Here is a 20,052-nt window from a genome sequence, read left to right on the forward strand (position 1 = left end):
CCCTCTTCGCCGATATAACCTGTGCCGTTCTTTCATTCGAATGGTATATCCGCACACTTACTAAGGGAAGAATATGAGAAATGATTCGTACGCAGTCAAAACAACGGGCATGAGTATCAGAAATAAAATCATGATCTCTTTTGGCGTATTGTTGTTATTACTTGCTTTAATTTCCGGTAATGCGCTTTATCGTCTCAGCGAAGCGAAAGGGAATATTTCAGAAATTGTTACTGAGGTTTATCCGACAACCGCGCTGGCAAACGATCTGATTCGTCAGGTTAATAACACCAGTGCTTTACTGCTTAACGCGCTGCTTGAAAAAGATCCAACAAATAAAAGAAACATGGTTAGTGAGCTTACGGAGCAGTCCCGTAAAATAAGCGCGTTATATACCGAGTTGAGCAAAGCAGCGGATGATGACCAATCACAAGCGATGCTTGAGCAAATTAAACAAGCGCGTGCCACGTATATTCAATCGCGTAGCAAAGTCATTGAAATCATTGAATCCAATCCCGATGCGGCCATTGATGAGTACAATGCCAGAACGCGTGATTACACGACGCAGTACATCAGCAAAATTAGCGAATTTATTAAGCTGCAACGCAATGAGATGCAGGATTCCTATGACGATTTTCTGACTGACTACAGCCAGAGTAAACTCACCATGTTAATCACCTCGCTTATCAGCCTTGCCTTTGGCATAACCACCGCCATGGTGATGGCAAAGAATATCGTTAACCCGATTCGGCAGGTCGTGGATGCCGCTCAGCGCATTGCCAGGGGCGATCTTGGTCATGAGATCAATGTCATTTCTAAAGATGAGACCGGGCTGCTAACCAGCGCCATTATCAATATGCAGGAGGAACTGAAAAAGATCGTCGCCGAGATCCGTTCAGGTGCGGAAAACATCGCCACCGGCGCTTCGCAGATCATGGCCGGGACGCGTGATCTCTCGGCGCGTACTGAAGAGCAGGCCAGTTCGGTTGAGCAGACGGCGGCCTCGATGGAGCAAATTTCATCGACGGTTAAAAACACGGGCGACAATACCGCTAACGCCTCGCAGCTCTCTGAAAGGGCAAGCCATGCCGCTAAAGATAATGGCAGGCTGATGACCTCGCTCACCGAGGAGATCCATAACATCAGCAGTTCAGCCGAAAAGATGTCAGACATCATTAACCTGATTGACTCGATTGCCTTCCAGACCAATATCCTCGCGCTTAATGCCGCTGTCGAAGCGGCCCGCGCTGGCGAACATGGCAAGGGATTCGCCGTCGTGGCGCAGGAAGTGCGTAACCTCGCGCAAAAAACGGCGAACTCATCAAAAGATATCCGCACGCTGATAGAGAACTCGACGCAGCAGAGCAACCGCGGGCTGGAGATGGTGCGTCAGGTAAACAGTAAGATGGATGAAATGGTGTTGAACGTTGATAACGTTTCGGAAATTTTAAAAGAGATTGAGCGCGCAAGCCTCGAGCAGAGCGACGGCGTTCAGCAAATCAACATTGCTATCGGGCAGATCGATACCACCACTCAGCAAAACGCCTCGCTGGTTGAAGAGTCCGTTGCTGCCTCAGAAATGCTCAATGAACAGGCGCGAGTAATGAAAGATCTGGTCAGCGTCTTCAAACTGGATCGCACGGCCAGTTGAGTCAGCGGCGATCGTGACGCCCGCGAGTTTCACTCTCTTACACTTAAAAACATTTAATAGTTACTCTGCAAAACTTATAGAAACTGAATGATGTATGGTTTCACTTTGACCGTGATGTGTATTTGCCGTTCCCTCCCCAAGGAACGGCTTTTTTTTGCCTGCTCTTTTTGAGCTGCACCCTCCTGGTTTGCCTTCATTAAGGCAACAGACATTGGCAGTTTCTCATGACCAGAAGTGATATCATTCGCTTACTCATTACTAAGGCGTTATGTTCCAAAAGTGATCTTTTCCCCGCTAATGAAAGCACGTTTTAGGGGACGTTATGGATCTTCATAAAAAGAGTTTGTTCTCTCCGTCATTAATAATGATTCACTACGGGAAGGGAAGATCATGGAATGTGTATCAGACACCGCTACCGCTTATATAGAAATCAGGAGAGCAAAATGATTCCTTACGATAAAGAAATAAAATCAAAAACAGATTTCCTGGCTTTTCTTACGTTATACAACCAGGATCTCAAATCATGTCCAGAAGAGTGGACTAATCGGGATCTCCCCTCTTTTTTGGATGCGCTAAAGGAGTGGATCGAAGACATGGAGCAGTATTATATCAATACAAAACAAGACGTTCCGTTAGACGTAAACTGGAAGGTTCTCTACGATATGCTTATGGCTGCCAGGGTATATGAATAGGTACTGATTTTGTGTGTGTTTAGTTGATATCGACGGGGGAATGAGCATGAGTGATAATTTTGGATATATGGAGTATGATTTTTCAAGGCTTAATAAAATTAAAAAATTAGAGCCAGAAGATGCAAAAGAGAATTTCCTTCGGCATTATCAAATTATGAAACAGTATAAATCTAAATGTACCCTTCACTTTACCGATCTGAATAAAGTACTCATCCATGAAAAATATCTTTTGATGAATAATGAGCCTCGTCGTAAAGGTAAAGTTATTTTTTTTACTGGTAATGTCATAGTCACTCATAAAGAAGATTTACTGGCATGGATTGCTGAGCCGATAAAGCGGCATGACCTTATTATTCCTTTATTGATTATCCCTGTCGTTGAAAATCCTCATCCTGACTACATTCTGGCAACCCAGGAAGACCCTGTCTTCGAATTTTTAGTGCCTATTGAATAATGTCAGATTTTATAATTATAAATTGCAACGCTGAGAGTGAGCCCTATGAGGTTTATAGAACAGACTGTGTTAAACGAGTGGAAGAATCTTGGCGCAATAGTTAGTCACGATTCTTTATCAATGGCGTTTTCTAAAATCCTTGAGTCTCTTCCCTGGGCGGCTGGTCATATTGATTTTAGCCAGCTAAATCTAATAAGCACTTCACTATGTTCACTCTCTGATGACAATGGTGATTTAGAAAGTGAGAAAGTAAAAAAATGGATAACTACTGCCGGGGCCGTTGAAGGTGAGTACATTGCTTTTTGGTATTCACAGAAGCAACCTTGCGTGATATGTAGCGCTGATTTTGCTTTTAAAAATATCGATACAGCATACTGGGGGATACCCGGTTGGAACTATATGTTTTGGTGCTCACAAAATAATGGCGTTATTGTGCCAAATTATAAAAACATTCTTTGCTATGACTCAGCAGACCAACTCGTATTGGTAACAACAGAATAAATATTGTGGCGGTCATGATATTGTTGGCAATGATTCATAGCATGAGCCTAAATTTATTTAATGAAAACGATTACGCACAAGGATCTTTATGAGCTACATCGATGGCTTTGATCACGAAATAATCGGCACCCTTGGCTACCTGCCGATCTACCATCCGCTGGAAACCATCGAGGGCGACGGCGGCTGGGGGGCGTATGACTTCAGCGCCACGCCACAAAACCTGGTGCTGGGCGGCGGGAGTGGCGAGCATCCGGGGCTGGTGGTGCATCACTTGCCGACGCTTGCCGCGCGCTTCCTGTTGGATAGCCTGACCGAGGCGCAAGCGGAGACCTTAAGCCGCGACGAGAGCGAATATGTCGACGAGCTTTATTACGCAGGCGAAACGCTGGAGTTTTGCGGCTGGCGCATCGGTCACTATGCGCGACTGCAGACGATGGCGCAAAGCCCGGCGCTGAACAATCCCGTCAGCGAAGAGGGGGAGGTTGAAGAGTGGCTTGAGCGCTCGCTTGGCGAACTGGTGTGGTTTTCGCTGCCGGAACTGAACCCGGAGCATCAACGGCTGGCAGCCATATTCCAGCGCTTCGATATCTTTCCTTCAATGCGCAACGTCGCGGTCGATCCGCCGGGCTATCCGGCCTGCGGCGGCAGGATTGTCGTTAACGGCGCGCTGAGCTGGGGGCACCAACGCTGGCGTTCACGCTAGCCGCCGCAGGCGGTTGACTATTTTGTGCAGCAGTGGTGCAGGGCGGCAATATCCGCAGGCGTAGTGCGACAGCAGCCGCCAATCAGTTTTGCGCCGCAGGCCAGCCACGCGGGCAGATGCCCGGCCAGCGTGTCGCAGGCCGCACCGTGCGCGTGCCAGCTTTTGCTTACCGCATCGTAGGTTTCGCCCGAGTTGGGGTAGACCACCAGCGGCAGCGCGCTCAGGCTATGCAGGTGCTCCAGCGCGTCGTTGGTGTTAGCAAGCGCAATGCAGTTAATGCCGAGTGCAACAATCTGCGGCGTCGCTTCCACCACCTTCACCACCTCTGCGAGCGGCGTGCCGTCGCTTAAATGTTGGGCGTCACGCAGGGTAAAAGAGAACCACGCCCGCGCGTCAGGCCAGGCCTGCAACAGCGCGGCGAGGGCTTTTATCTCGGCAAAGGAGGGGAGCGTTTCGCAGGCCAGCAGATCGGCACCCGCCGCTAACAGCGCCTCGATGCGCGGGCGGTGGAAATCCGTAAACTCGTCAGCGGTGCGCTGATAATCGCCGCGATACTCCGACCCATCCGCCAGATACGCGCCATACGGCCCCACGGAGCCTGCCACCAGTAGCGGCCCGGCCTGCGGGTTTTCCGCCAGCGCGGCATCCCGCGCCGCCTGCGCCAGCTCGACGCTTTTGCTAATCAGCGCCCGCGACTGCGCCTCATCCAGGCCGCGTGCGGCAAAGCCGAGCGGCGTCGCCTGGTAGCTGGCGGTAATCGCGACCTGCGCCCCGGCGCGAAAATAGTCGAGATGCACATCGCGGATCAGTTCCGGCGCGTCCATCAGCACTTTCGCGGACCAGAGATTATCTGCAAGGTTACAGCCGCGCGCTTCCAGCTCCGTTGCCATCGCGCCGTCGAGCACAATAAAGGGCTGCTTTTCCAGCAGCGCGGTCAGGGGATTAGGGCGCGACATGTTCACTCTCCTTCGCTTTTTCATGATGGGTCAGCCAGTAAGCACCATAGCACAGGGCCACAAATGGCAGCCCGCAGTAGAGCGCAATGCGCTGATCGGGATCGAACGCCAGGCCGACACACGCCAGCAGGCAGAGCAGGAAACCGGCGATCGGCACCAGCGGATACCACGGCGCGCGGTAGTGCAGATCCGCCAGTGTCTTGCCGGACTGCAAATGGCGGCGGCGAAAGACAAAGTGCGCCGCGCAGATGCTGAGCCACACGGCAACCACGGCGAAACCGGAAATCGCCGACAGCGCGACAAACACCGTATCCGGTGCGATAACGCTGGAGAGCAGCGCCAGCACTCCACCCAGCATAGAAACGGAGAGCGCCGTCAGCGGCACGCCGTTTTTGGTGACGCGCATAAAGCAGCGCGGCAGCGTCTTCTCATTTGAGAGCGACCACAGCATGCGCCCGGAAGCATACAGCCCCGAGTTAGCTGCCGAGAGGATCGCCGTCAGGATGACAAAGTTAAAAATATCGGCGGCATAAGGAATGCCAATCTTCTCAAACACCACCACGAAGGGGCTCTTCTCTACGCCTGCCTGCTGCATCGGGATCAGCGCCGCCAGCACAAACACGGTGCCGATAAAAAAGAGGATTAAACGCACGATAGTGGCGCGAATAGCGACCGGGATCACCTGCTGCGGGTTCTGCGTTTCGCCTGCGGCAATACCAATCAGCTCGGTGCCGGAGAAGGCAAAGTTCACCGCCACCATGGTCATCAAAATCGGCAGGCCGCCGTGCGGGAACCACCCTTCGGCGGTGATGTTGGCAAGACCGGGAGCGGCGGAGCCATCCTGCATCGGGATAAAGCCAAAGATCGCCGCGCCGCCAAGCAGGATAAAGGCAATGATGGTGATCACCTTTACCAGCGAGAACCAGAACTCGCCCTCGGCGAAAAAGCGCGTTGAAACCACGTTAAGGGCGAAAATCGCCACGCAGAAGATGACGCACCATATCCAGACCGGAACATGCGGGAACCAGTACTGCATGCAGAACCCGGCGGCGGTAAAGCTTGAGCCCAGCGCTACGGTCCAGGTGAGCCAGTAGAGCCAGGCCACGGTATAGCCGGTTGCCGGGCCGAGATAGCGCGCGGCATAGACATGAAACGCGCCGGTCACCGGCATCGCCACGGAGAGTTCGCCGAGGCACTGCATCACCAGCCAGACCACCAGCGCGCCAATCAGATATGCCAGCAGCGTGCCGGCCGCGCCGGTAGTGGAGATGATATAGCCGGTATTAAAGAACAACCCGGTACCAATCACGCCGCCCAGCGACAGCATAATTAAGTGGCGGGTCTTCATGGTGCGCTTAAGCTGCCCCTGCGCCTGATCCTGCTGATTTTGCATACAACCCTCTAAACGTATGGACGTCTAAACATCTGCGTTCAGGGTTTATAACGTGATTGTTAATAAAAAGCCAGTCTCGCAGCGGGCAGGGGCGGTTAACTGCACACTCTCTGGCCGGGATTAGCTAAAGAAAAACACCACGCTCCAGAAGAGCAGAGAGGTGAGCATATGGACTTTCATCACTCGCAGCCAGTCGATGCGTTGGCCTGTGGCATCGGTAAAGCGGAACCACTTCAGATGGGGCAGATGGGTTGCCAGCGTTTTAGCTAATAACAACCAAATAATTATCGACAGCGTGTTTATGCACAGCAAGGTCAGATAGTGCAGCGCTAATTGCCCCAGATTAATTGAGTAGAGCAATTGGGTATTTATCTGCTGATAAAGCCAGAACTGCGCGGAGGAAATCCAGGAGAAGATATGCGGAACAGGCAGCGGGCCTGACAGGGTATTAATAAACGCATACCACCAGGAGGCCAGCATATTGAAAAGATAAAAAAGAAACTCATACAGCAGAAATAATTTCAGCGCACGAGCGGCAGAGCCTGGCCATAATTTCGGCGCACCGCGCGTAAGAAAGGCTTTAGCGGCAAAAAAGAGCAGTGCGAAAAGCGAAAAAGCGGCAATTAATACAATCATGACTACACTTACCGCCGCCGGGCCTGCTGCTGCGGCATGGGGGTTTTGCGCAGCTAATCTGCGGTTAGCCTCATCGCGTTCAAACTCGCTGAGGTGGCTGTTACCGTTGTAATCGTAGTACACGATTAATCCTTATATGAGTGATAGAAAAAGCAAGGCGCACATCCTGGCTGCTTAACCGGGGGAAGTAAACAACCGCAATGAATACCCACTGAAAATGGGTGGTTTGCGCATCATCTTATTAGGATTTGAAAGGCACATAATAAAGGAGGGTTATATTTCTGGCCGTCCGGGAATAACCCGTGCACTTAAAAAAGTATTAAAAAACAGCGCCACAAAAAATAGTTAAACGCTATCTGCTTCACTCGTAACCTATTTTGTGCGGAATACTTTTATCTATTGCAGCGATTAGTGAAGCTTTAGCGCAAATTGACGATAACGTCTTTGCGTCACCCTCAATCACGCAGGGGCGCGCTTATCTTTTTTTAACGAGTTCTGATCGCGAACGGATCTGCTTTTAGCCCTCCTTTAACAATCTCTGCAAGCGCATTTTCAGGCGCAATTTTTTATTTTAAGGAAAACAGTACTATGGCTTTCGTAAGATCACTGTATCGCGGTTTGTTGGGTTCCCGTCTGGCGGGTGGCGCTCAGCCTGCCAACGGCATTTTCGACTGCCGGGATTTACCGACCTCACTTTCGGCTGCGGGTCTTAGCGCGCGCTCATCCGGTATTTTATTGACCTTCGTCCCGCCCGAAGCAGATTTTCACCGCGTTAGCCAGGCGTGGCAGCGTTTCACCTCTGCCGATCTGACGGTGATTACGCTCTCTTCTTATGGTGCGCTGAGCGCCAGCGGCCGCCAGACAACTTACTGTGCGGGCGACGGACAAGAGGGGAGTTTCCTGCTGCTACCGGATAGCCTTATCGCCGAGCACGAGACGCACATTGTCGATCTCCATCTGCACGACACCCAGAGTGCTTCACAGCGTATTAGCGCCATTCAGCGCGAATTAAACACCATTAAACCGCGTATGGCGCTCTCCGCTGAGCGCACTTTCGCGATGATTTACTGCGACGGGCTCTCCGCCTCGGAAGGTTTCTTCATGCAGGCCTGGTATAACAGCGGCCTCTTTCCGTGCCTGGCGATTGGCGGCTCCGCAGGCGGACGCGCAACCTTTGACGGCACGTGGATTGGCGTTGGCGACCGCGTTTTACAAGGCAAAGCGGTTGTTGTTTTCTGTCGCATGGCGGAAGGCAAATCCTTCTCGCCCTTCAAGAGCCAGAACTTCACCCCGCTGGATCAGAGTTGGTTGATTGCCGACGCTGACCCGATTGCCCGCACGGTAACATCGGTCTTTGACCGCCAGGGGCAGCAGAAGGCCTTTACCGAGGCGCTGGCCGAACATCTGAAATGCAAAGAGTCGCAGCTGAGCGAGCGCCTGAAAGGGCTGACCTTTGGTGTGAAAGTGGGTGACGAGTACTTCATCCGCTCGGTGGCGAAAATCGAGCACGGCATGGTGCACTTCTTCTGCGATCTGGAGTTTGGCGACCGGCTGTTCCTGATGCAGGAGACCGACTTTAAACAGGCGACGCTGCGCGACTGGCAAACCTTTATCACCGGTAAAGGCAAGCCTGCCGCCATCATGATGAATGACTGTATTTTGCGGCGTATGGGCAACAGCGATCAGCTGCACGATGCCCACTTCTTTAAAGGCATCCCGGCGGCGGGCTTCTCCAGCTTTGGCGAAATCCTCGGCGTGCCGATTAACCAGACCCTCTCCGCGCTGGTCTTCTTTAACCATGACGTGAAAGCGATGACCCAGTTTCCGGTGGAGTACGCCGGTTATGCCGCGCACTATGCCCAGCGCGCGCTGCGCCGTTGGGAAGCGCTGAACAGCATTCAGACCCGCGTGCTGGATCGCGTGGTGAGTTATCAGCAGGAGCTGGCGCCGATTGTGCAGGCGCTGCCGGCGCTGGAAGCCGCCACCCAGAGCCAGAGCGAAGCGCTGGTGATGGCAGAAAGCAGCATTCGTGGCATCAGCGATATCGCCACCGAAAGCCAGCGGGCGCAGGGGCGTCTTGGCGAAGGGCTGGATTCGCTGGAGCAGATCTCCAACGGCATCGGCGTGATCACCCACGGCATCAGCAACATCGCCTTCCAGACCAATATTCTTGCGCTCAACGCGGCGGTAGAAGCGGCGCGCGCGGGCGATGCGGGGCGCGGTTTTGCGGTAGTAGCAGGGGAAGTTCGCCGCCTGGCACACTCCTCAAAAGAGCAGGCGGAAGCGACGGCGAGCAATATCAGCGACGCGGTCAACACCATCTCCCATATCCGTGAAGTGGCCAGCAATACGGTGGAGACGGCAACCGATATGGCGGAGCGCAGTATTCTTGCCGCTAACGCCATCGCTGAGATGAGCCAGCAGACGCGCCAGGAGCGGGAAAACATTGCTAAGCAACTGAGCAACCTGCGCACCCTGACCGCCGGGATGGATGCAATGCAGGAAGCGGTTGCCCAGCTGAAAGTGCTGCAAACCCTCTCTACGGGTCGTTAAGGCGTTGAGTTGCAGACCTCCGGCGGCGCAGGCCGCCTGGGGTCAGCTTAAATCATGCAGCGCTTTGCCGAGCGGGCGGGTGATGCGCAGCTGTTCGAAGCGCACATCCAGCCCCTCTCGTTCCGGTGAGCAGCACATCACACCAACAAAGCGCTGGCCGCTGTCCTGCCACGGAAACAGCCGCAGCAGTGGCCACGTTTTACCGTCGGCGGAGTATTGCAGGCGTAACGCCTGCTTCTCAAGGGTAGCGCGCATCCAGAACTCACGCGCATCGCCGGGGAAAACACCGGTCGACCAGTCAGATTGTCCCTGCGTCACTACACAGCCAATGGCGGGCGCGCCATCGTTATACTCAATGCCGCTTTTCACCCACTGCGTCTCCGAGGCTTCAATAAAGATCCCCGCCTGGTCGTAGAGCTGTTCAAACGCGGCGGCGATCTTCACTTCAAGGGTAAACTCCCCCTCCAGCATAAAACCAAAGGCATGACCGGAGTGGCGCTCAAAGCCGTACCAGGTTTTGACCCAAAAATCGGTGTTCGCCCCGGTGCGCATCAGCAGTTGCTCATCGGTCTGCGAAACGTGGGCCGGTTTATTTATCCACAAACCTTTTTCTGACGTGAAGCTCTCAATCGGTGTCACAGGCAACCTCATCAATGTTTACAGGAAAACCGCGGCCACTCTGCCACGCTTTTGCAGTGATTGCCGCGCGATGTTTAACGTTTCGCTTTGCGCGCCAGTCTTTTACTGCGCACCGTTAACAGCGGCGTCACCGAGATGCCGTGCAGCAGCACGCTTAGCGTCACAATGGTGATGGCGATATCGGCGATGACATTGGCATCCGCGCCCTGCAAACCGTGGACATAGGCAAAGGCAATATAGTTGAGACTGCCGATGCCGCGAATGCCCAGCCAGCCGAGGCTCGCGCGGTGAAACCAGGTCGTGCCGGAGCGCAGGGTGACGATAAACACCGACAGCGGGCGGATCACCAGAAACAGCACAAAGGCCAGCCCGAGCGCGTGGGCATCCCAGTGCTGCGCGAGGGTGACGCCAAGAACAATTACCAGCAGCGCCGCCAGCAATCGCTCAACGGTATCGCCAAAAGAGAGGGCATCGCCAATCACCAGTCCGACGGATTTAATCGGGTTTTGCTCCTCCAGTGCATGGCGCAGGTGCGGGTTGACCTGCATCTCCGCCGGCACATCCTCCTCCTCTTCGGGATCGCCGTGGCGCTTCTGCACGCTAACTTCGGCGCTGCGCAGGCCAATCCCGGCGGCAAAGGCGGCGAGGAAACCGGAGGCGCTCAGCGACTGGGCCAGCGCAAAGCTCAGGCAGATCAGCGCCAGGGCGATAAAGTCACTCGGTGCGACCTCGCCCTGTTTATGGCGCGAACGGGTGGCGAGAAGGCCAATTAAGCGCCCCATAAAGAAGCCAATCAGCAGCCCGCCGACCAGCGCCCACAGCAGATCGATGCTCAGCCAGTGCAGCAGCTCTTCGCCCGACGGCACGCCATCGGCTTTGTACCAGATCAGCGCCAGCATCAGGAAGGGGAGCGCGGTGCCGTCGTTAAGCCCCGCCTCGCTGGAGAGCGCAATGCGCAACTGGTCATCATCGCGCGCGTCGTTGATCGCAACAAGGCTTGCCAGCACCGGATCGGTGGGGGCGAGGATCGCGCCAAGCGCCAGCGAGAGCGGCCAGGCCAGATCGAGCAGATAGTGGGCGGCGACCATAATTCCGCCGATGGTCAAAAGCATAGCGGGCAGCGCCAGCTTAATGCCCATCTTCCAGTAGGGGGAGGTGAGCGGCAGGCGGATTTTCAGGCCGGTAATAAACAGCGAGGCCGCCATCGCGATTTCGGTAATGCGGGCGGTGAGATCCGCATGGGCCGCCACATCGATATTAAGAACGCCCATCTCCCACGGGCCACAGATAATGCCAACCACCAGATACAAACCAAACACCGGGATCGGCACGCGGCTTATCCAGCCGTAGGATAATGACATCAACAGTAACAGGCCGCCGGTTGCGGCCATCCACATCAAATAACTCATACTCCTCCACATCAGGCCGCAACCTGAACATTGCACCCCAAAAGGTATAGTTGCTGAAAAAGGTCTGCACCAGGCCAGACGGCGCGAATAGTGCAAGGGCTGAGCATTAGCTACGCTTAAAAAAAGCGGGCGTAACGGGGGTGATAAATGAGCAAGAAGATCATGCAAGAGTATCTTGTGCTGGGCGGTAAACATCACGGCGAGGTGTGGCGTGGCGTCTACCCGGCGATGGGGCTTAATCTCTCGAAGCATGATGAGCGCTTCGGGCAGTTCTTTGACCGAAGCGGGCAGAAGAAGGTCGAGCTATCGCGTAAAGAGCAGTACTTCATTACCGAATGGCTATCGCCCGAAGGGCACACCTATCTGCTGGCCACCGCCGAAGATCTGACGGAGTTCAATATTGAAGAGGAGATAGGCCGGATCGCGCCACCGCTCCGGCCTCTGGACAGCGCTATCGAAGACTGGGCTTAGCCGTGCTCGTGCGCTGCCTGCGTTTTCAGGCGTTTCGCCGCGCGCTGCTTGCGTAACTTATCAATCAGCTTGTGCGCTTCTGCGCGGGTGGCGACCGCAGGTGACGATCCGCTCAGCGGTTTACGCGCCGTTTCGCGCAGCGTCAGCACGGTCAGCGCGCCAATCAGCCCTGCGCCCATCATGTAGTAAGCGGGCATCATCACATTGTGGGTGGTATCAACCAGCCAGGCGGTGACCAGCGGCGTGGTGCCGCCGAAGAGCGAAACCGAGAGGTTAAAGCCAATCGCCAGCGCGCTGTAGCGAATATCGGTGATAAACAGCGCTGGCAGCGTGGCTGGCATGGTGCCGCTAAAGCAGGTGTGCAGCACGCCCAGAATCACCAGCCCGCCGAAGACCGCCCACATATTGCCGGAGCCAATCAGCATAAAGCTCGGGATCGCCAGCAGCACCAGCCCCAGCGCGCCGAAAGCGATCACCGGGCGGCGGCCCAGACGGTCGGTCCAGTGTCCCCAGGCCAGCGTCAGCGGCATCATCACAAACATGATGACCATCACCAGCAGCAGGCCGGTCAGCTCGCTCATGCCCAGCACGCTGGTCAGGTAGCTCGGCATATACGAAGTGAGCATATAGTTCGAGACGTTAAACACCAGCACCAGGCCAATGCATTGCAGCATCTGTTTGCGGTATTTGTGCAGCATCTGCAACAGAGTTAGTGTCGGTTTGCTGTGCTCCAGCGCATCCTGCTTATCCATATGCTCTTTAAAAGCCGGGGTCTCTTCCAGCTTCAGGCGGATATAGAGGCCAAACAGGCCGAGCGGTGCGGCGAGGAAGAAGGGAATACGCCAGCCCCAGCTGTGCATCGCCTCGGTTGGCAGCACGGCAATCATAATCGTCACCAGGCTGGCACCCATCAAATAGCCGCCAAGGGTGCCGAACTCGAGGAAGCTGCCCATAAAGCCACGGCGCTTATCGGTGGAGTACTCGGCGATAAAGGTGGCTGCGCCGCCATACTCACCGCCGGTCGAGAAGCCCTGAACCAGGCGCGCCACCAGCAGCAGGATCGGTGCGGCAATACCGATGCTGTCGTAATCGGGGATCAGGCCGATACAGAAAGTACCAATCGACATCATGATCATCGTCAGGGCGAGGATCTTCTGGCGGCCAAAGCGGTCACCGAGCGGGCCGAAGACCATGCCGCCAATCGGACGAACCAGGAAGGCAGCGGCGAAGGTGCCGAAAGAGGCAATCAGCTGTGCGGTGCTGCTGGCACCGGGGAAGAAGACCTGGCCGATAATCACTGCCAGATAGCTGTAAACGCCGAAGTCGAACCACTCCATCGTGTTGCCCAGTGCGGCGGCACCGACGGCGCGTTTCAGCAGCTTATTATCGATGACCGTGATGTCTTCGACGGTCAGTTCACTGGCCGTTGCGGCCGAATTCGTGTGGTGCGGTAAAGTCGTTCCGTTGCTCATAAACTCCCCATGAGTGCTGGTGGTGCGACCTTATAGCTTTCGCAGCCGTAGTGCTCAAATGGAGGGAAATGAAAGCTATAAGATGCAAGAAAAAGCAGATTGCCGACGTTTTCGGCAGGGGCACACCATAATTAAAATTTATGGATGAGGCAAATTTTTGGCGAAATTCGCTACTTTTATACTGGAAAGCTGAATATTAACGTGCCGTGAGTAAAAGTAGCGGAACAAGCTAATCCCTTAGCCTCTGTTCACTCCGTGGACTTCAGTTTGTTGATGCCCATCGCCATCACCTGCGAGGGGTGGAACAGCGACAAACTCTCCACCTGCGACAGCAGCAGCACCTTGCGGAAATCGAGCGCCGACATTGGCTCTGAGGCGAGATCGATATTATGGTCGTCATACCAGGCGCTGTAGTTATGCTCGACCCGCAGATCCAGCGTCTCATGGTTGCGGTAGCCGCTCAGCATCGGGATGAGCACAATGTTGTTAGCATCGCCAACATCAAAGGTGGCGGTATGGATCATGCCGATGTAGATACGCTGAGATTTCAGGGTGATCCACGCCAGATCGCCGCGCTCCATGCACTGGTAGATCAACCCTTCAATGCCGTTAGCGCGCGAGAGGTGTTTATACAACTCGCGGCGGCCAGGGATATCAAGGCGCGCGCTGCTGGACCAGTTCGAATGCCACAGGCAAAACAGCACCGCAAAGGAGAGCATAATCACTACCGGTGCCTGGATGCCGAGGAAGGTCCAGTTCATAAACGTCATATGCAGGTGGTGCTCTTCCGCGCCAAACGTGGCGGGAAAAGAGTTCATCACCGCCGAAGTGGCGAGCAGGCAGAGCCAGATTACGGCGGTGGCGATAATCCCCTGCAGGACGAAGACGCAGCCGTAGAGCGCCACCAGAAAGTAGACGTCCCAGCCGAAGCTGCGTTTAAATTTAAAGCGTGTCGAGAGGTCGTGTGAGGTGTACCAGTAGCCGCAAACCATCAAAACCATGAATATTGCTGTACCCATCCTAAGCCCTCTTCAATGCATCAACGTGCTCTCTAAAATCTTCCTGTACCCTTTTGCAGTGGATATTCACCGAGGCGTTGCCGTCAGCATCGACCACAATGCGCTCACCATCTTCAATCGAATCCTGGATTTCACTGTGACTCATCACCTGTAACAGCTTGTCAGGGCTGGCAAATAAAGAACGAAGTAATTTTCTCATTAATAAACCTCCGCAGAGAGTATAGAAACCATTTCATGAATGTGTGAAATTTCCGAGAAAATTCTGTGCGAGAGAGATCTAAAAATGAATTTATCTTTATAGACATATCGAAACATCCTGAATGACTATTACCCGCCCAATAATAGTTGTTAAGGAGGTCTTTTTCGGGTTATCCCCCTTGTTTATCAATAATCTTATCTTTCTGTATTTGTTAACTTTCTTATATTTCACGCATTCAGGGTAAGACGCGCAAATTAAATTAAAGGGAATCTTTATTCAGCGCGTTTATATATTAATAAATGGACTGATTATTATGCATAAATCATTACTCGCACTGCTAATTACAGCAGCCTGTGCCCACGCCTCTGCACAAAAATTAACGGTTGAGGAGCGACTGAGCCAACTGGAAATGGCATTACAACGCAATATGACGGAGCTGGCGCAGGCAAAAGCGGAGCTGGAACAGGCCAGAGCAAGCGGCGATGGCGGGGCAAAATCGACCGCACAGCCGCAGGCCGCTGCGGCAGAAAAATCCCCTTATACGCTGAAAGAGATCAGCGAGTACGTCAAAGAGGATATCGGTTTTGCCTGGCACGGCTATCTGCGTTCCGGCTGGGGCGCTGCCGGTAACGGCTCGCCAAAAGAGTACGCCATCGGCTCGCTGGGGCGTTTTGGCAATGAGTACTCATCATGGTTCGATTTAACCTTCTCGCAGCGGGTCTATGAGGAGGAGGGCAAATCGGCGCATGCCGTTGTGCAGTTAGATGGCAACGTCGGCGCGCAGTACGGCACCGCGTGGTTCGACAAACACTCTGAAAATCTCCTGCAATTCTCCGATATCTACCTCACCACACGCGGCTTCCTGCCCTTTGCGCCGGAGGCGGATCTCTGGGTCGGTAAACACAACCTGCCAAAGTATGAAATTCAGATGCTGGACTGGAAAAGCCACCAGACCGACAGCGGTGCCGGGATCGGCGTGGAAAACTGGGCGCTCGGCGCGGGCAAGCTCAACGTTGCGCTGGTACGCCAGGATCTGGACGCCCATGCGGTGAATTACCCTGTCAGCCACAACACCCTTCAGGTCAACACCCACACTGTCGATCTTCGCTATAACGCCCTGCCGCTGTGGGATCGCGCCACGCTGGAGCTGTTTGGCCGCTACTCGCTGGCCAATAAATCTGCCACCTACCGGGCGGGTGAAAAAGCGGGGCAGTACTACAGCATTAAAGATGCGTGGTTAGCGGGCGCGATCCTGCGACAGAGCTTTAGCGCGGGCGGGTTTGAGGAGTTCACGCTGCAGGCGGCGGATAACGCGCTGGCGAGCGGCTTCGCGCTTATCTCCAACTCGGGAGCGAGCTACGGTTATCACGACAACTATTATGGCGAACACACCTACGGGCACGCGGTGCGCGCCATCTCGCAGGGCGAATTCTACCCCTCATCGCAGATCGTGCTGGCGCACGCGCTGGTCTATGCCGCCGGGCAGGATATTTACTGCTATGACACCGGCGCGCATACGGATTTTAGTAGCTACCGGGCAGTGATGCGCCCGGCGTGGATCTGGGATAAACATAACCAGACGGGCGTTGAGCTGGCGTGGTTTAAACAAACCAACCGCCAGCAGGGCGAGGATTACCGTGAAAAGGGGGTTAAAACCACGCTCTATCACGCGCTGAAAGTGGATACCAGCCTGCTGACGTCGCGACCGGAGCTGCGTTTTTACGCCAGCTGGATCCGCGCGCAGGAGAACGGCATCAGCCAGTTCCGCTTCGGTGACGAGCGGCGGGAACAGTTCACCGTCGGCGCTCAGGCTGAGGTGTGGTGGTAAGTCACAAATGCGGCGCAGAAATGCGCCGCAATAGTGCTGCCAAACGCCCCGGTATCAAGCTTGCTGATGCCTGAGGCGCGCAAGGGTAGCGGCGAAGTTCGGCAGCCACTTCTCATGGGCCAGCAACATCTCGCGCGCCAGCACCTCGGCGTCACCGTCGGAGTGCACCAGCGGGCTGAGGTTGAGAGCTAAAAGCACATCGTTAAACTCGCCGCTCAGGGCCGCACGGCTGGCGGCGATCTCAAAACCTTTAATGGTGTGAATAAGCCCCAGCACTTTGTCATCAAAATGGGTGACGCGTGGATGAGGCCTCGCACCATCCCGCCCAATCAGGCAGGTCATCTCAACCGCCCATTCGGGCGGAATGTTGTCGATATGTCCGTGATGGGGAATATTCACATAGTGTTCGGTCTGCTTATCGTTATAGATGGCATTAATCACTTCGCAGGCCGCATCCGAGTACCAGGCACCGCCGCGCTGCTCCAGCGCCTGCGGTTTCACATCAAGGTTGGGATCTTTATAGAGCTCAAACAGCTCTTTTTCGATCTGCTGTACCACCTGCGCCCGCGCGCCGCCTTTGTAATATTCGCCAAGCTCAATCGCCAGCATCTCTTTCTGCTTGAAGTAGTAGAGCAGGTAGGAGCAGGGCAGCAGGTTGAGGGCGCGAATCAACCCTTCGCTAAACGGCAGGTCGAAGATGTTTTTCACCGACGATGGCTGCAATTTTCCGCTGGCAACGCCGTCGAGCAACTCCGCGAAGCGCGACACGCCGTTTACCTGCACATCGCTGAGAAACACCATATGGTTGAGGCCGAAAAGATCGAGCGCGATCTCATCACTCGCCTCCAGCGCCAGCACATCGCGGACAAACATCTTCATGCCGACAGGAATATTGCAGACGCCGATAAATTTCCTGAAGTCGGTATGGCGACAGACCGCTTCGGTCACCATCCCCGCCGGGTTGGTGAAGTTAATCACCCAGGCGTTCGGGCAGATCTCCTCCACGTCGCGCAGAATATCGAAAATGACCGGAATGGTGCGCAGCCCTTTAAACAAGCCGCCTGCGCCGTTGGTCTCCTGACCAAGATAGCCGTGGCTTAAGGGAATGCGCTCATCCAGTTCGCGCGCTTTCAGCTGGCCGACGCGCAGCTGAGTGGTGACAAAATCCGCGTCCTGTAGCGCCTCGCGGCGATCCAGCGTTTGGTACACCTTCAGCGGAATGCCCGCTTTTGCCACCATCCGCTGGCAGAGCCGGAAAATAATCTCCTGCTTCTCTCTTCCCTCCTCGACGTCAACCAGCCACCACTCCGTAATCGGCAGTTCGTGGTAGCGCTTGATAAACCCCTCGAGGAGTTCCGGCGTGTAGCTGCTACCCCCGCCGATAGTGACGACTTTCAGTTTCGGATTCATGCTCTCTCCTGTGGAGGGTCGCGCCAGCGGGCGTTACTGCGTGATTTCCGTCAACCGCTTGCGATAACTGTTGGGTGTAAAGGATGTCATTTTTTTGAAGGTTTTAATAAACAGGCTTGGGCTGCTGTAGCCCGATTCCCAGGCGATATCGGCCACCGAGTAGTTGGTCATCTCGAGCTGCTTTTTCGCAAAGTCGATGCGGATCTCATTGATGATCTGCATCGGCGTTTTGTCATAAAAGCGCCGGGTCGCGCGGGTAAGGTACTCCTGTGATTTGCAGGACAACCGCACCATATTCTCCAGCGCATTGTCGCTGAACTGACGCTTATCGTGCATCGCTTCAACGGTGCTTCTCAGCCAGTGCGGAATATCCTCCAGCACCTGCTCTTCGCGGTAGTGGCGCAGGCGATTGAGCACATAAAAGGTGACGGTTTCGATAAACTCATCCAGCCCGTTCTCGCGAAAATTGAGCGAGGCAATCACTGTTTCAACATAGGTCAAAAATGCGCTGTGCGTGCGGTAAGGTTGCGAGGCAACAAAGCAGAATGGCAGCAGCGATTGATAGTACTGCTCGAAAAATTTGCGGCTGATCCCCACATTAAGGATCCGCGCGGCACCGTACTCATAGACGCTCTGGTGGTGTGAACCGAGCGGGATAAAGACGAAGTCGCCGCGCTCCAGCAGCACGCGTTTACCGTTAATGACCTGGTAGTAACGCCCGGTCAGAACAAGGGTAAATTCATAATAATCATGCTGATGCAGCCCGCTGGCGCTCTCCGATTTGTTGAAGATAAACACATGGAAAGGCTTTCCCTTAAAGAGCTGCTGTTCGTGGACGGTTTTAATCTCCTGTGTGCCGATCATTGGCGTTGGCTGCATCGTTCACTCCTTACGACTTGCTCATACATGTCAAAATTTCAGCGCGTTGGCGATCGCTTTGCGCGCGCTTCCTGCTTAATGAACGCTGCCTTTTTTTCCGGCGCGAACGCTCTTTATCTGCGTTCCGGGCTCCTGAAAATGCTTCAATAATGACCGAAGCGGCAGGATACCTGCCTCATCATTAACGGTAAGCAAACAGGCTCGCCTGCAATGTCGAAAGAGTAATATGCTTCTTTACCCTCAACGCGCGCGGCAATTATTCCCATTTTTGCCAAAAGGGCGTCAGTACATCTTCACAGGAGCCGTAAATTTGCGTTTAGTACTTTTTTCCTGAGATAAAACAAGTATACGGGAGCGTATCGGCGGGAGGTATTCTGCAATCTGCCACAATTATCTCTGGTTGACCGATTGCTATGCTCTTCTTCACAATTTCGGTAATTTTTTAGCGAGTCCGGAGAGGGCGCACGCTCCTCTCCGGCAAAAAATGTCCCTCAGGCAGCAGCAAAAATAGCTTTGCCGATCTCACGCGCTTTTTGCAGGCAAGCCTGTGGCGAACCGAGATCGGGCTGCATTAGCGTGGCGTTGGTTAACACCGGCGCGCCGCAGTAATCGAAAATACCGTGCGGAATTTGCGTATTCCAGGATTGCGCATAGCCATGTTTTTCAAACGTTTTAGTATCTGCGCCTCCTGTCGCCACCAGATGCACCGGCAGATGCCCCAGCTTCTTAATGACCTTGCCGGTGCCGCTATCTTCGTAGGCCCAGCCATTGGCAAAGACGCGATCGATCCAGCCCTTTAACTGCGCGGGCATCGTCCACCAGTAGATAGGAAACACCAGTATTAAGGCGTCAGCTTTCTCAATCCGCGCCTGCTCAGCCAGCACGTCAGCGGGCAGCGGGGCGGTTTGCATAAAAGCGTTGTAATCGGCGGCAGTGAAAGAGGGGTTAAACCCTTCGCGCGCCAGATCGGCGATCTCAACGCTGTGCTGCGCGTTCTCTTCGCGGATCCCTTCTGCGACCGCGTGCGCCAGGCCGTGGGTTAATGAGGTGTCGAGCGGGTGAGAGACTACGATCAGTGCATGCATTTTCTTCTCCTCGGTTGCCATTACGGATCAATCACCGTAGGCTTATATACTATCGGTAACCTACTACTAGTAAGTTACTAACGGTATATAAGCTTGTCAAGGAGG

General features: G+C 54.4%; 19 protein-coding genes. 8 read left to right on the forward strand and 11 right to left on the reverse strand.

Annotation, left to right across the window (positions count from 1 at the left end; translation table 11 throughout):
• Positions 1-109 precede the first annotated feature (109 nt).
• The 5 genes from ACWPW2_RS18930 (at position 110) to ACWPW2_RS18950 (ending at position 3,998) form a co-directional block, all read left to right on the forward strand.
• Positions 110-1,648 carry a methyl-accepting chemotaxis protein gene (locus ACWPW2_RS18930; RefSeq protein WP_454124706.1) on the forward strand — a complete coding sequence of 513 codons (1,539 nt, stop codon included), beginning with the start codon at positions 110-112 and terminating at the stop codon, positions 1,646-1,648.
• A 443-nt stretch (positions 1,649-2,091) separates the two neighbouring features.
• Positions 2,092-2,340 (forward strand): DUF7660 family protein, encoded by a 249-nt coding sequence (locus ACWPW2_RS18935; protein WP_454124708.1) that lies wholly within the window; start codon positions 2,092-2,094, stop codon positions 2,338-2,340.
• A 46-nt stretch (positions 2,341-2,386) separates the two neighbouring features.
• On the forward strand, positions 2,387-2,794 hold the full coding sequence (locus tag ACWPW2_RS18940; protein WP_454124710.1) for a hypothetical protein: 408 nt from the start codon (positions 2,387-2,389) through the stop codon (positions 2,792-2,794).
• Between the two features lie 66 nt (positions 2,795-2,860).
• Complete coding sequence (locus tag ACWPW2_RS18945) at positions 2,861-3,295, forward strand: hypothetical protein (RefSeq protein ID WP_454124712.1); 435 nt, start codon at positions 2,861-2,863, stop codon at positions 3,293-3,295.
• Between the two features lie 88 nt (positions 3,296-3,383).
• Entirely contained in the window at positions 3,384-3,998 is a 615-nt protein-coding gene (locus ACWPW2_RS18950) for a hypothetical protein (RefSeq protein WP_454124714.1), read from the forward strand.
• A 17-nt stretch (positions 3,999-4,015) separates the two neighbouring features.
• On the opposite strand, the gene mmuM is transcribed toward ACWPW2_RS18950, so the two are convergent.
• From mmuM to ACWPW2_RS18965, 3 genes are all read right to left on the reverse strand, one after another.
• On the reverse strand, positions 4,016-4,954 hold the full coding sequence (mmuM, locus tag ACWPW2_RS18955; RefSeq protein ID WP_454124716.1) for a homocysteine S-methyltransferase: 939 nt from the start codon (positions 4,952-4,954) through the stop codon (positions 4,016-4,018).
• On the reverse strand, positions 4,941-6,347 hold the full coding sequence (gene mmuP / locus ACWPW2_RS18960) for an S-methylmethionine permease (RefSeq protein WP_305207607.1): 1,407 nt from the start codon (positions 6,345-6,347) through the stop codon (positions 4,941-4,943). The genes mmuM and mmuP overlap by 14 nt, the downstream gene beginning before the upstream one ends.
• 120 nt (positions 6,348-6,467) lie before the next feature.
• Positions 6,468-7,106 carry a hypothetical protein gene (locus ACWPW2_RS18965; protein WP_454124718.1) on the reverse strand — a complete coding sequence of 213 codons (639 nt, stop codon included), beginning with the start codon at positions 7,104-7,106 and terminating at the stop codon, positions 6,468-6,470.
• 465 nt (positions 7,107-7,571) lie between these two features.
• Between ACWPW2_RS18965 and ACWPW2_RS18970 the strand changes: the two genes are divergently transcribed.
• The gene (locus ACWPW2_RS18970) at positions 7,572-9,536 is read left to right on the forward strand and encodes a methyl-accepting chemotaxis protein (protein WP_454124720.1); all 1,965 of its coding nucleotides are present in this window, start codon (positions 7,572-7,574) and stop codon (positions 9,534-9,536) included.
• A gap of 42 nt (positions 9,537-9,578) precedes the next feature.
• Here the strand turns inward: ACWPW2_RS18970 and ACWPW2_RS18975 are convergent, their stop codons facing one another.
• Both ACWPW2_RS18975 and ACWPW2_RS18980 read right to left on the reverse strand, forming a co-directional pair.
• Positions 9,579-10,187, reverse strand: a complete 609-nt coding sequence (locus ACWPW2_RS18975; protein ID WP_376748480.1) for a DUF1349 domain-containing protein — start codon at positions 10,185-10,187, stop codon at positions 9,579-9,581.
• A gap of 62 nt (positions 10,188-10,249) precedes the next feature.
• Positions 10,250-11,584 carry a cation:proton antiporter gene (locus tag ACWPW2_RS18980; RefSeq protein WP_454124723.1) on the reverse strand — a complete coding sequence of 445 codons (1,335 nt, stop codon included), beginning with the start codon at positions 11,582-11,584 and terminating at the stop codon, positions 10,250-10,252.
• 147 nt (positions 11,585-11,731) lie between these two features.
• Here ACWPW2_RS18980 and ACWPW2_RS18985 point away from each other — a divergent pair, with 147 nt between their 5' ends.
• Positions 11,732-12,055 (forward strand): hypothetical protein, encoded by a 324-nt coding sequence (locus ACWPW2_RS18985; protein ID WP_034813787.1) that lies wholly within the window; start codon positions 11,732-11,734, stop codon positions 12,053-12,055.
• Here the strand turns inward: ACWPW2_RS18985 and proP are convergent.
• From proP to ACWPW2_RS19000, 3 genes are all read right to left on the reverse strand, one after another.
• Entirely contained in the window at positions 12,052-13,527 is a 1,476-nt protein-coding gene (gene proP, locus ACWPW2_RS18990; RefSeq protein ID WP_279794473.1) for a glycine betaine/L-proline transporter ProP, read from the reverse strand. The genes ACWPW2_RS18985 and proP overlap by 4 nt on opposite strands.
• Positions 13,528-13,775: 248 nt before the next feature.
• Positions 13,776-14,546, reverse strand: a complete 771-nt coding sequence (locus tag ACWPW2_RS18995; RefSeq protein WP_023481071.1) for a hypothetical protein — start codon at positions 14,544-14,546, stop codon at positions 13,776-13,778.
• Position 14,547: 1 nt separating this feature from the next.
• Positions 14,548-14,745 carry a hypothetical protein gene (locus ACWPW2_RS19000; RefSeq protein ID WP_023481113.1) on the reverse strand — a complete coding sequence of 66 codons (198 nt, stop codon included), beginning with the start codon at positions 14,743-14,745 and terminating at the stop codon, positions 14,548-14,550.
• A 313-nt stretch (positions 14,746-15,058) separates the two neighbouring features.
• Here ACWPW2_RS19000 and ACWPW2_RS19005 point away from each other — a divergent pair, with 313 nt between their 5' ends.
• A complete protein-coding gene (locus ACWPW2_RS19005; protein WP_454124726.1) occupies positions 15,059-16,573 on the forward strand; it encodes a carbohydrate porin in 1,515 nt (504 codons plus the stop codon).
• Between the two features lie 54 nt (positions 16,574-16,627).
• Here the strand turns inward: ACWPW2_RS19005 and ACWPW2_RS19010 are convergent, their stop codons facing one another.
• The 3 genes from ACWPW2_RS19010 to ACWPW2_RS19020 all read right to left on the reverse strand — a co-directional run bounded on the left by ACWPW2_RS19010 (position 16,628) and on the right by ACWPW2_RS19020 (position 19,947).
• Positions 16,628-17,983: a 6-phospho-beta-glucosidase gene (locus tag ACWPW2_RS19010; RefSeq protein WP_454124728.1), complete on the reverse strand. Its 1,356-nt coding sequence runs from the start codon at positions 17,981-17,983 to the stop codon at positions 16,628-16,630.
• A 33-nt stretch (positions 17,984-18,016) separates the two neighbouring features.
• Positions 18,017-18,862 carry a transcriptional regulator ChbR gene (gene chbR / locus ACWPW2_RS19015; RefSeq protein ID WP_454124730.1) on the reverse strand — a complete coding sequence of 282 codons (846 nt, stop codon included), beginning with the start codon at positions 18,860-18,862 and terminating at the stop codon, positions 18,017-18,019.
• Between the two features lie 491 nt (positions 18,863-19,353).
• Positions 19,354-19,947 (reverse strand): NAD(P)H-dependent oxidoreductase, encoded by a 594-nt coding sequence (locus ACWPW2_RS19020; RefSeq protein ID WP_312122165.1) that lies wholly within the window; start codon positions 19,945-19,947, stop codon positions 19,354-19,356.
• Positions 19,948-20,052: the final 105 nt, after the last annotated feature.

It is taken from the genome of Kosakonia sp. Marseille-Q7440 (genome assembly GCF_965119485.1).

Coding starts and splice junctions, on each gene's coding strand:
- ACWPW2_RS18970 (WP_454124720.1), top strand. CDS start 7,572: ATGGCTTTCGTAAGATCACTGTATCGCGGTTTGTTGGGTTCCCGTCTG.
- mmuM (WP_454124716.1), bottom strand. CDS start 4,954: ATGTCGCGCCCTAATCCCCTGACCGCGCTGCTGGAAAAGCAGCCCTTT.
- chbR (WP_454124730.1), bottom strand. CDS start 18,862: ATGCAGCCAACGCCAATGATCGGCACACAGGAGATTAAAACCGTCCAC.
- ACWPW2_RS18975 (WP_376748480.1), bottom strand. CDS start 10,187: ATGAGGTTGCCTGTGACACCGATTGAGAGCTTCACGTCAGAAAAAGGT.
- ACWPW2_RS18980 (WP_454124723.1), bottom strand. CDS start 11,584: ATGAGTTATTTGATGTGGATGGCCGCAACCGGCGGCCTGTTACTGTTG.
- ACWPW2_RS19000 (WP_023481113.1), bottom strand. CDS start 14,745: ATGAGAAAATTACTTCGTTCTTTATTTGCCAGCCCTGACAAGCTGTTA.
- ACWPW2_RS19010 (WP_454124728.1), bottom strand. CDS start 17,983: ATGAATCCGAAACTGAAAGTCGTCACTATCGGCGGGGGTAGCAGCTAC.
- ACWPW2_RS18940 (WP_454124710.1), top strand. CDS start 2,387: ATGAGTGATAATTTTGGATATATGGAGTATGATTTTTCAAGGCTTAAT.
- ACWPW2_RS18935 (WP_454124708.1), top strand. CDS start 2,092: ATGATTCCTTACGATAAAGAAATAAAATCAAAAACAGATTTCCTGGCT.
- ACWPW2_RS19020 (WP_312122165.1), bottom strand. CDS start 19,947: ATGCATGCACTGATCGTAGTCTCTCACCCGCTCGACACCTCATTAACC.
- ACWPW2_RS18930 (WP_454124706.1), top strand. CDS start 110: ATGAGTATCAGAAATAAAATCATGATCTCTTTTGGCGTATTGTTGTTA.
- ACWPW2_RS18950 (WP_454124714.1), top strand. CDS start 3,384: ATGAGCTACATCGATGGCTTTGATCACGAAATAATCGGCACCCTTGGC.
- ACWPW2_RS19005 (WP_454124726.1), top strand. CDS start 15,059: ATGCATAAATCATTACTCGCACTGCTAATTACAGCAGCCTGTGCCCAC.
- proP (WP_279794473.1), bottom strand. CDS start 13,527: ATGAGCAACGGAACGACTTTACCGCACCACACGAATTCGGCCGCAACG.
- mmuP (WP_305207607.1), bottom strand. CDS start 6,347: ATGCAAAATCAGCAGGATCAGGCGCAGGGGCAGCTTAAGCGCACCATG.
- ACWPW2_RS18985 (WP_034813787.1), top strand. CDS start 11,732: ATGAGCAAGAAGATCATGCAAGAGTATCTTGTGCTGGGCGGTAAACAT.
- ACWPW2_RS18995 (WP_023481071.1), bottom strand. CDS start 14,546: ATGGGTACAGCAATATTCATGGTTTTGATGGTTTGCGGCTACTGGTAC.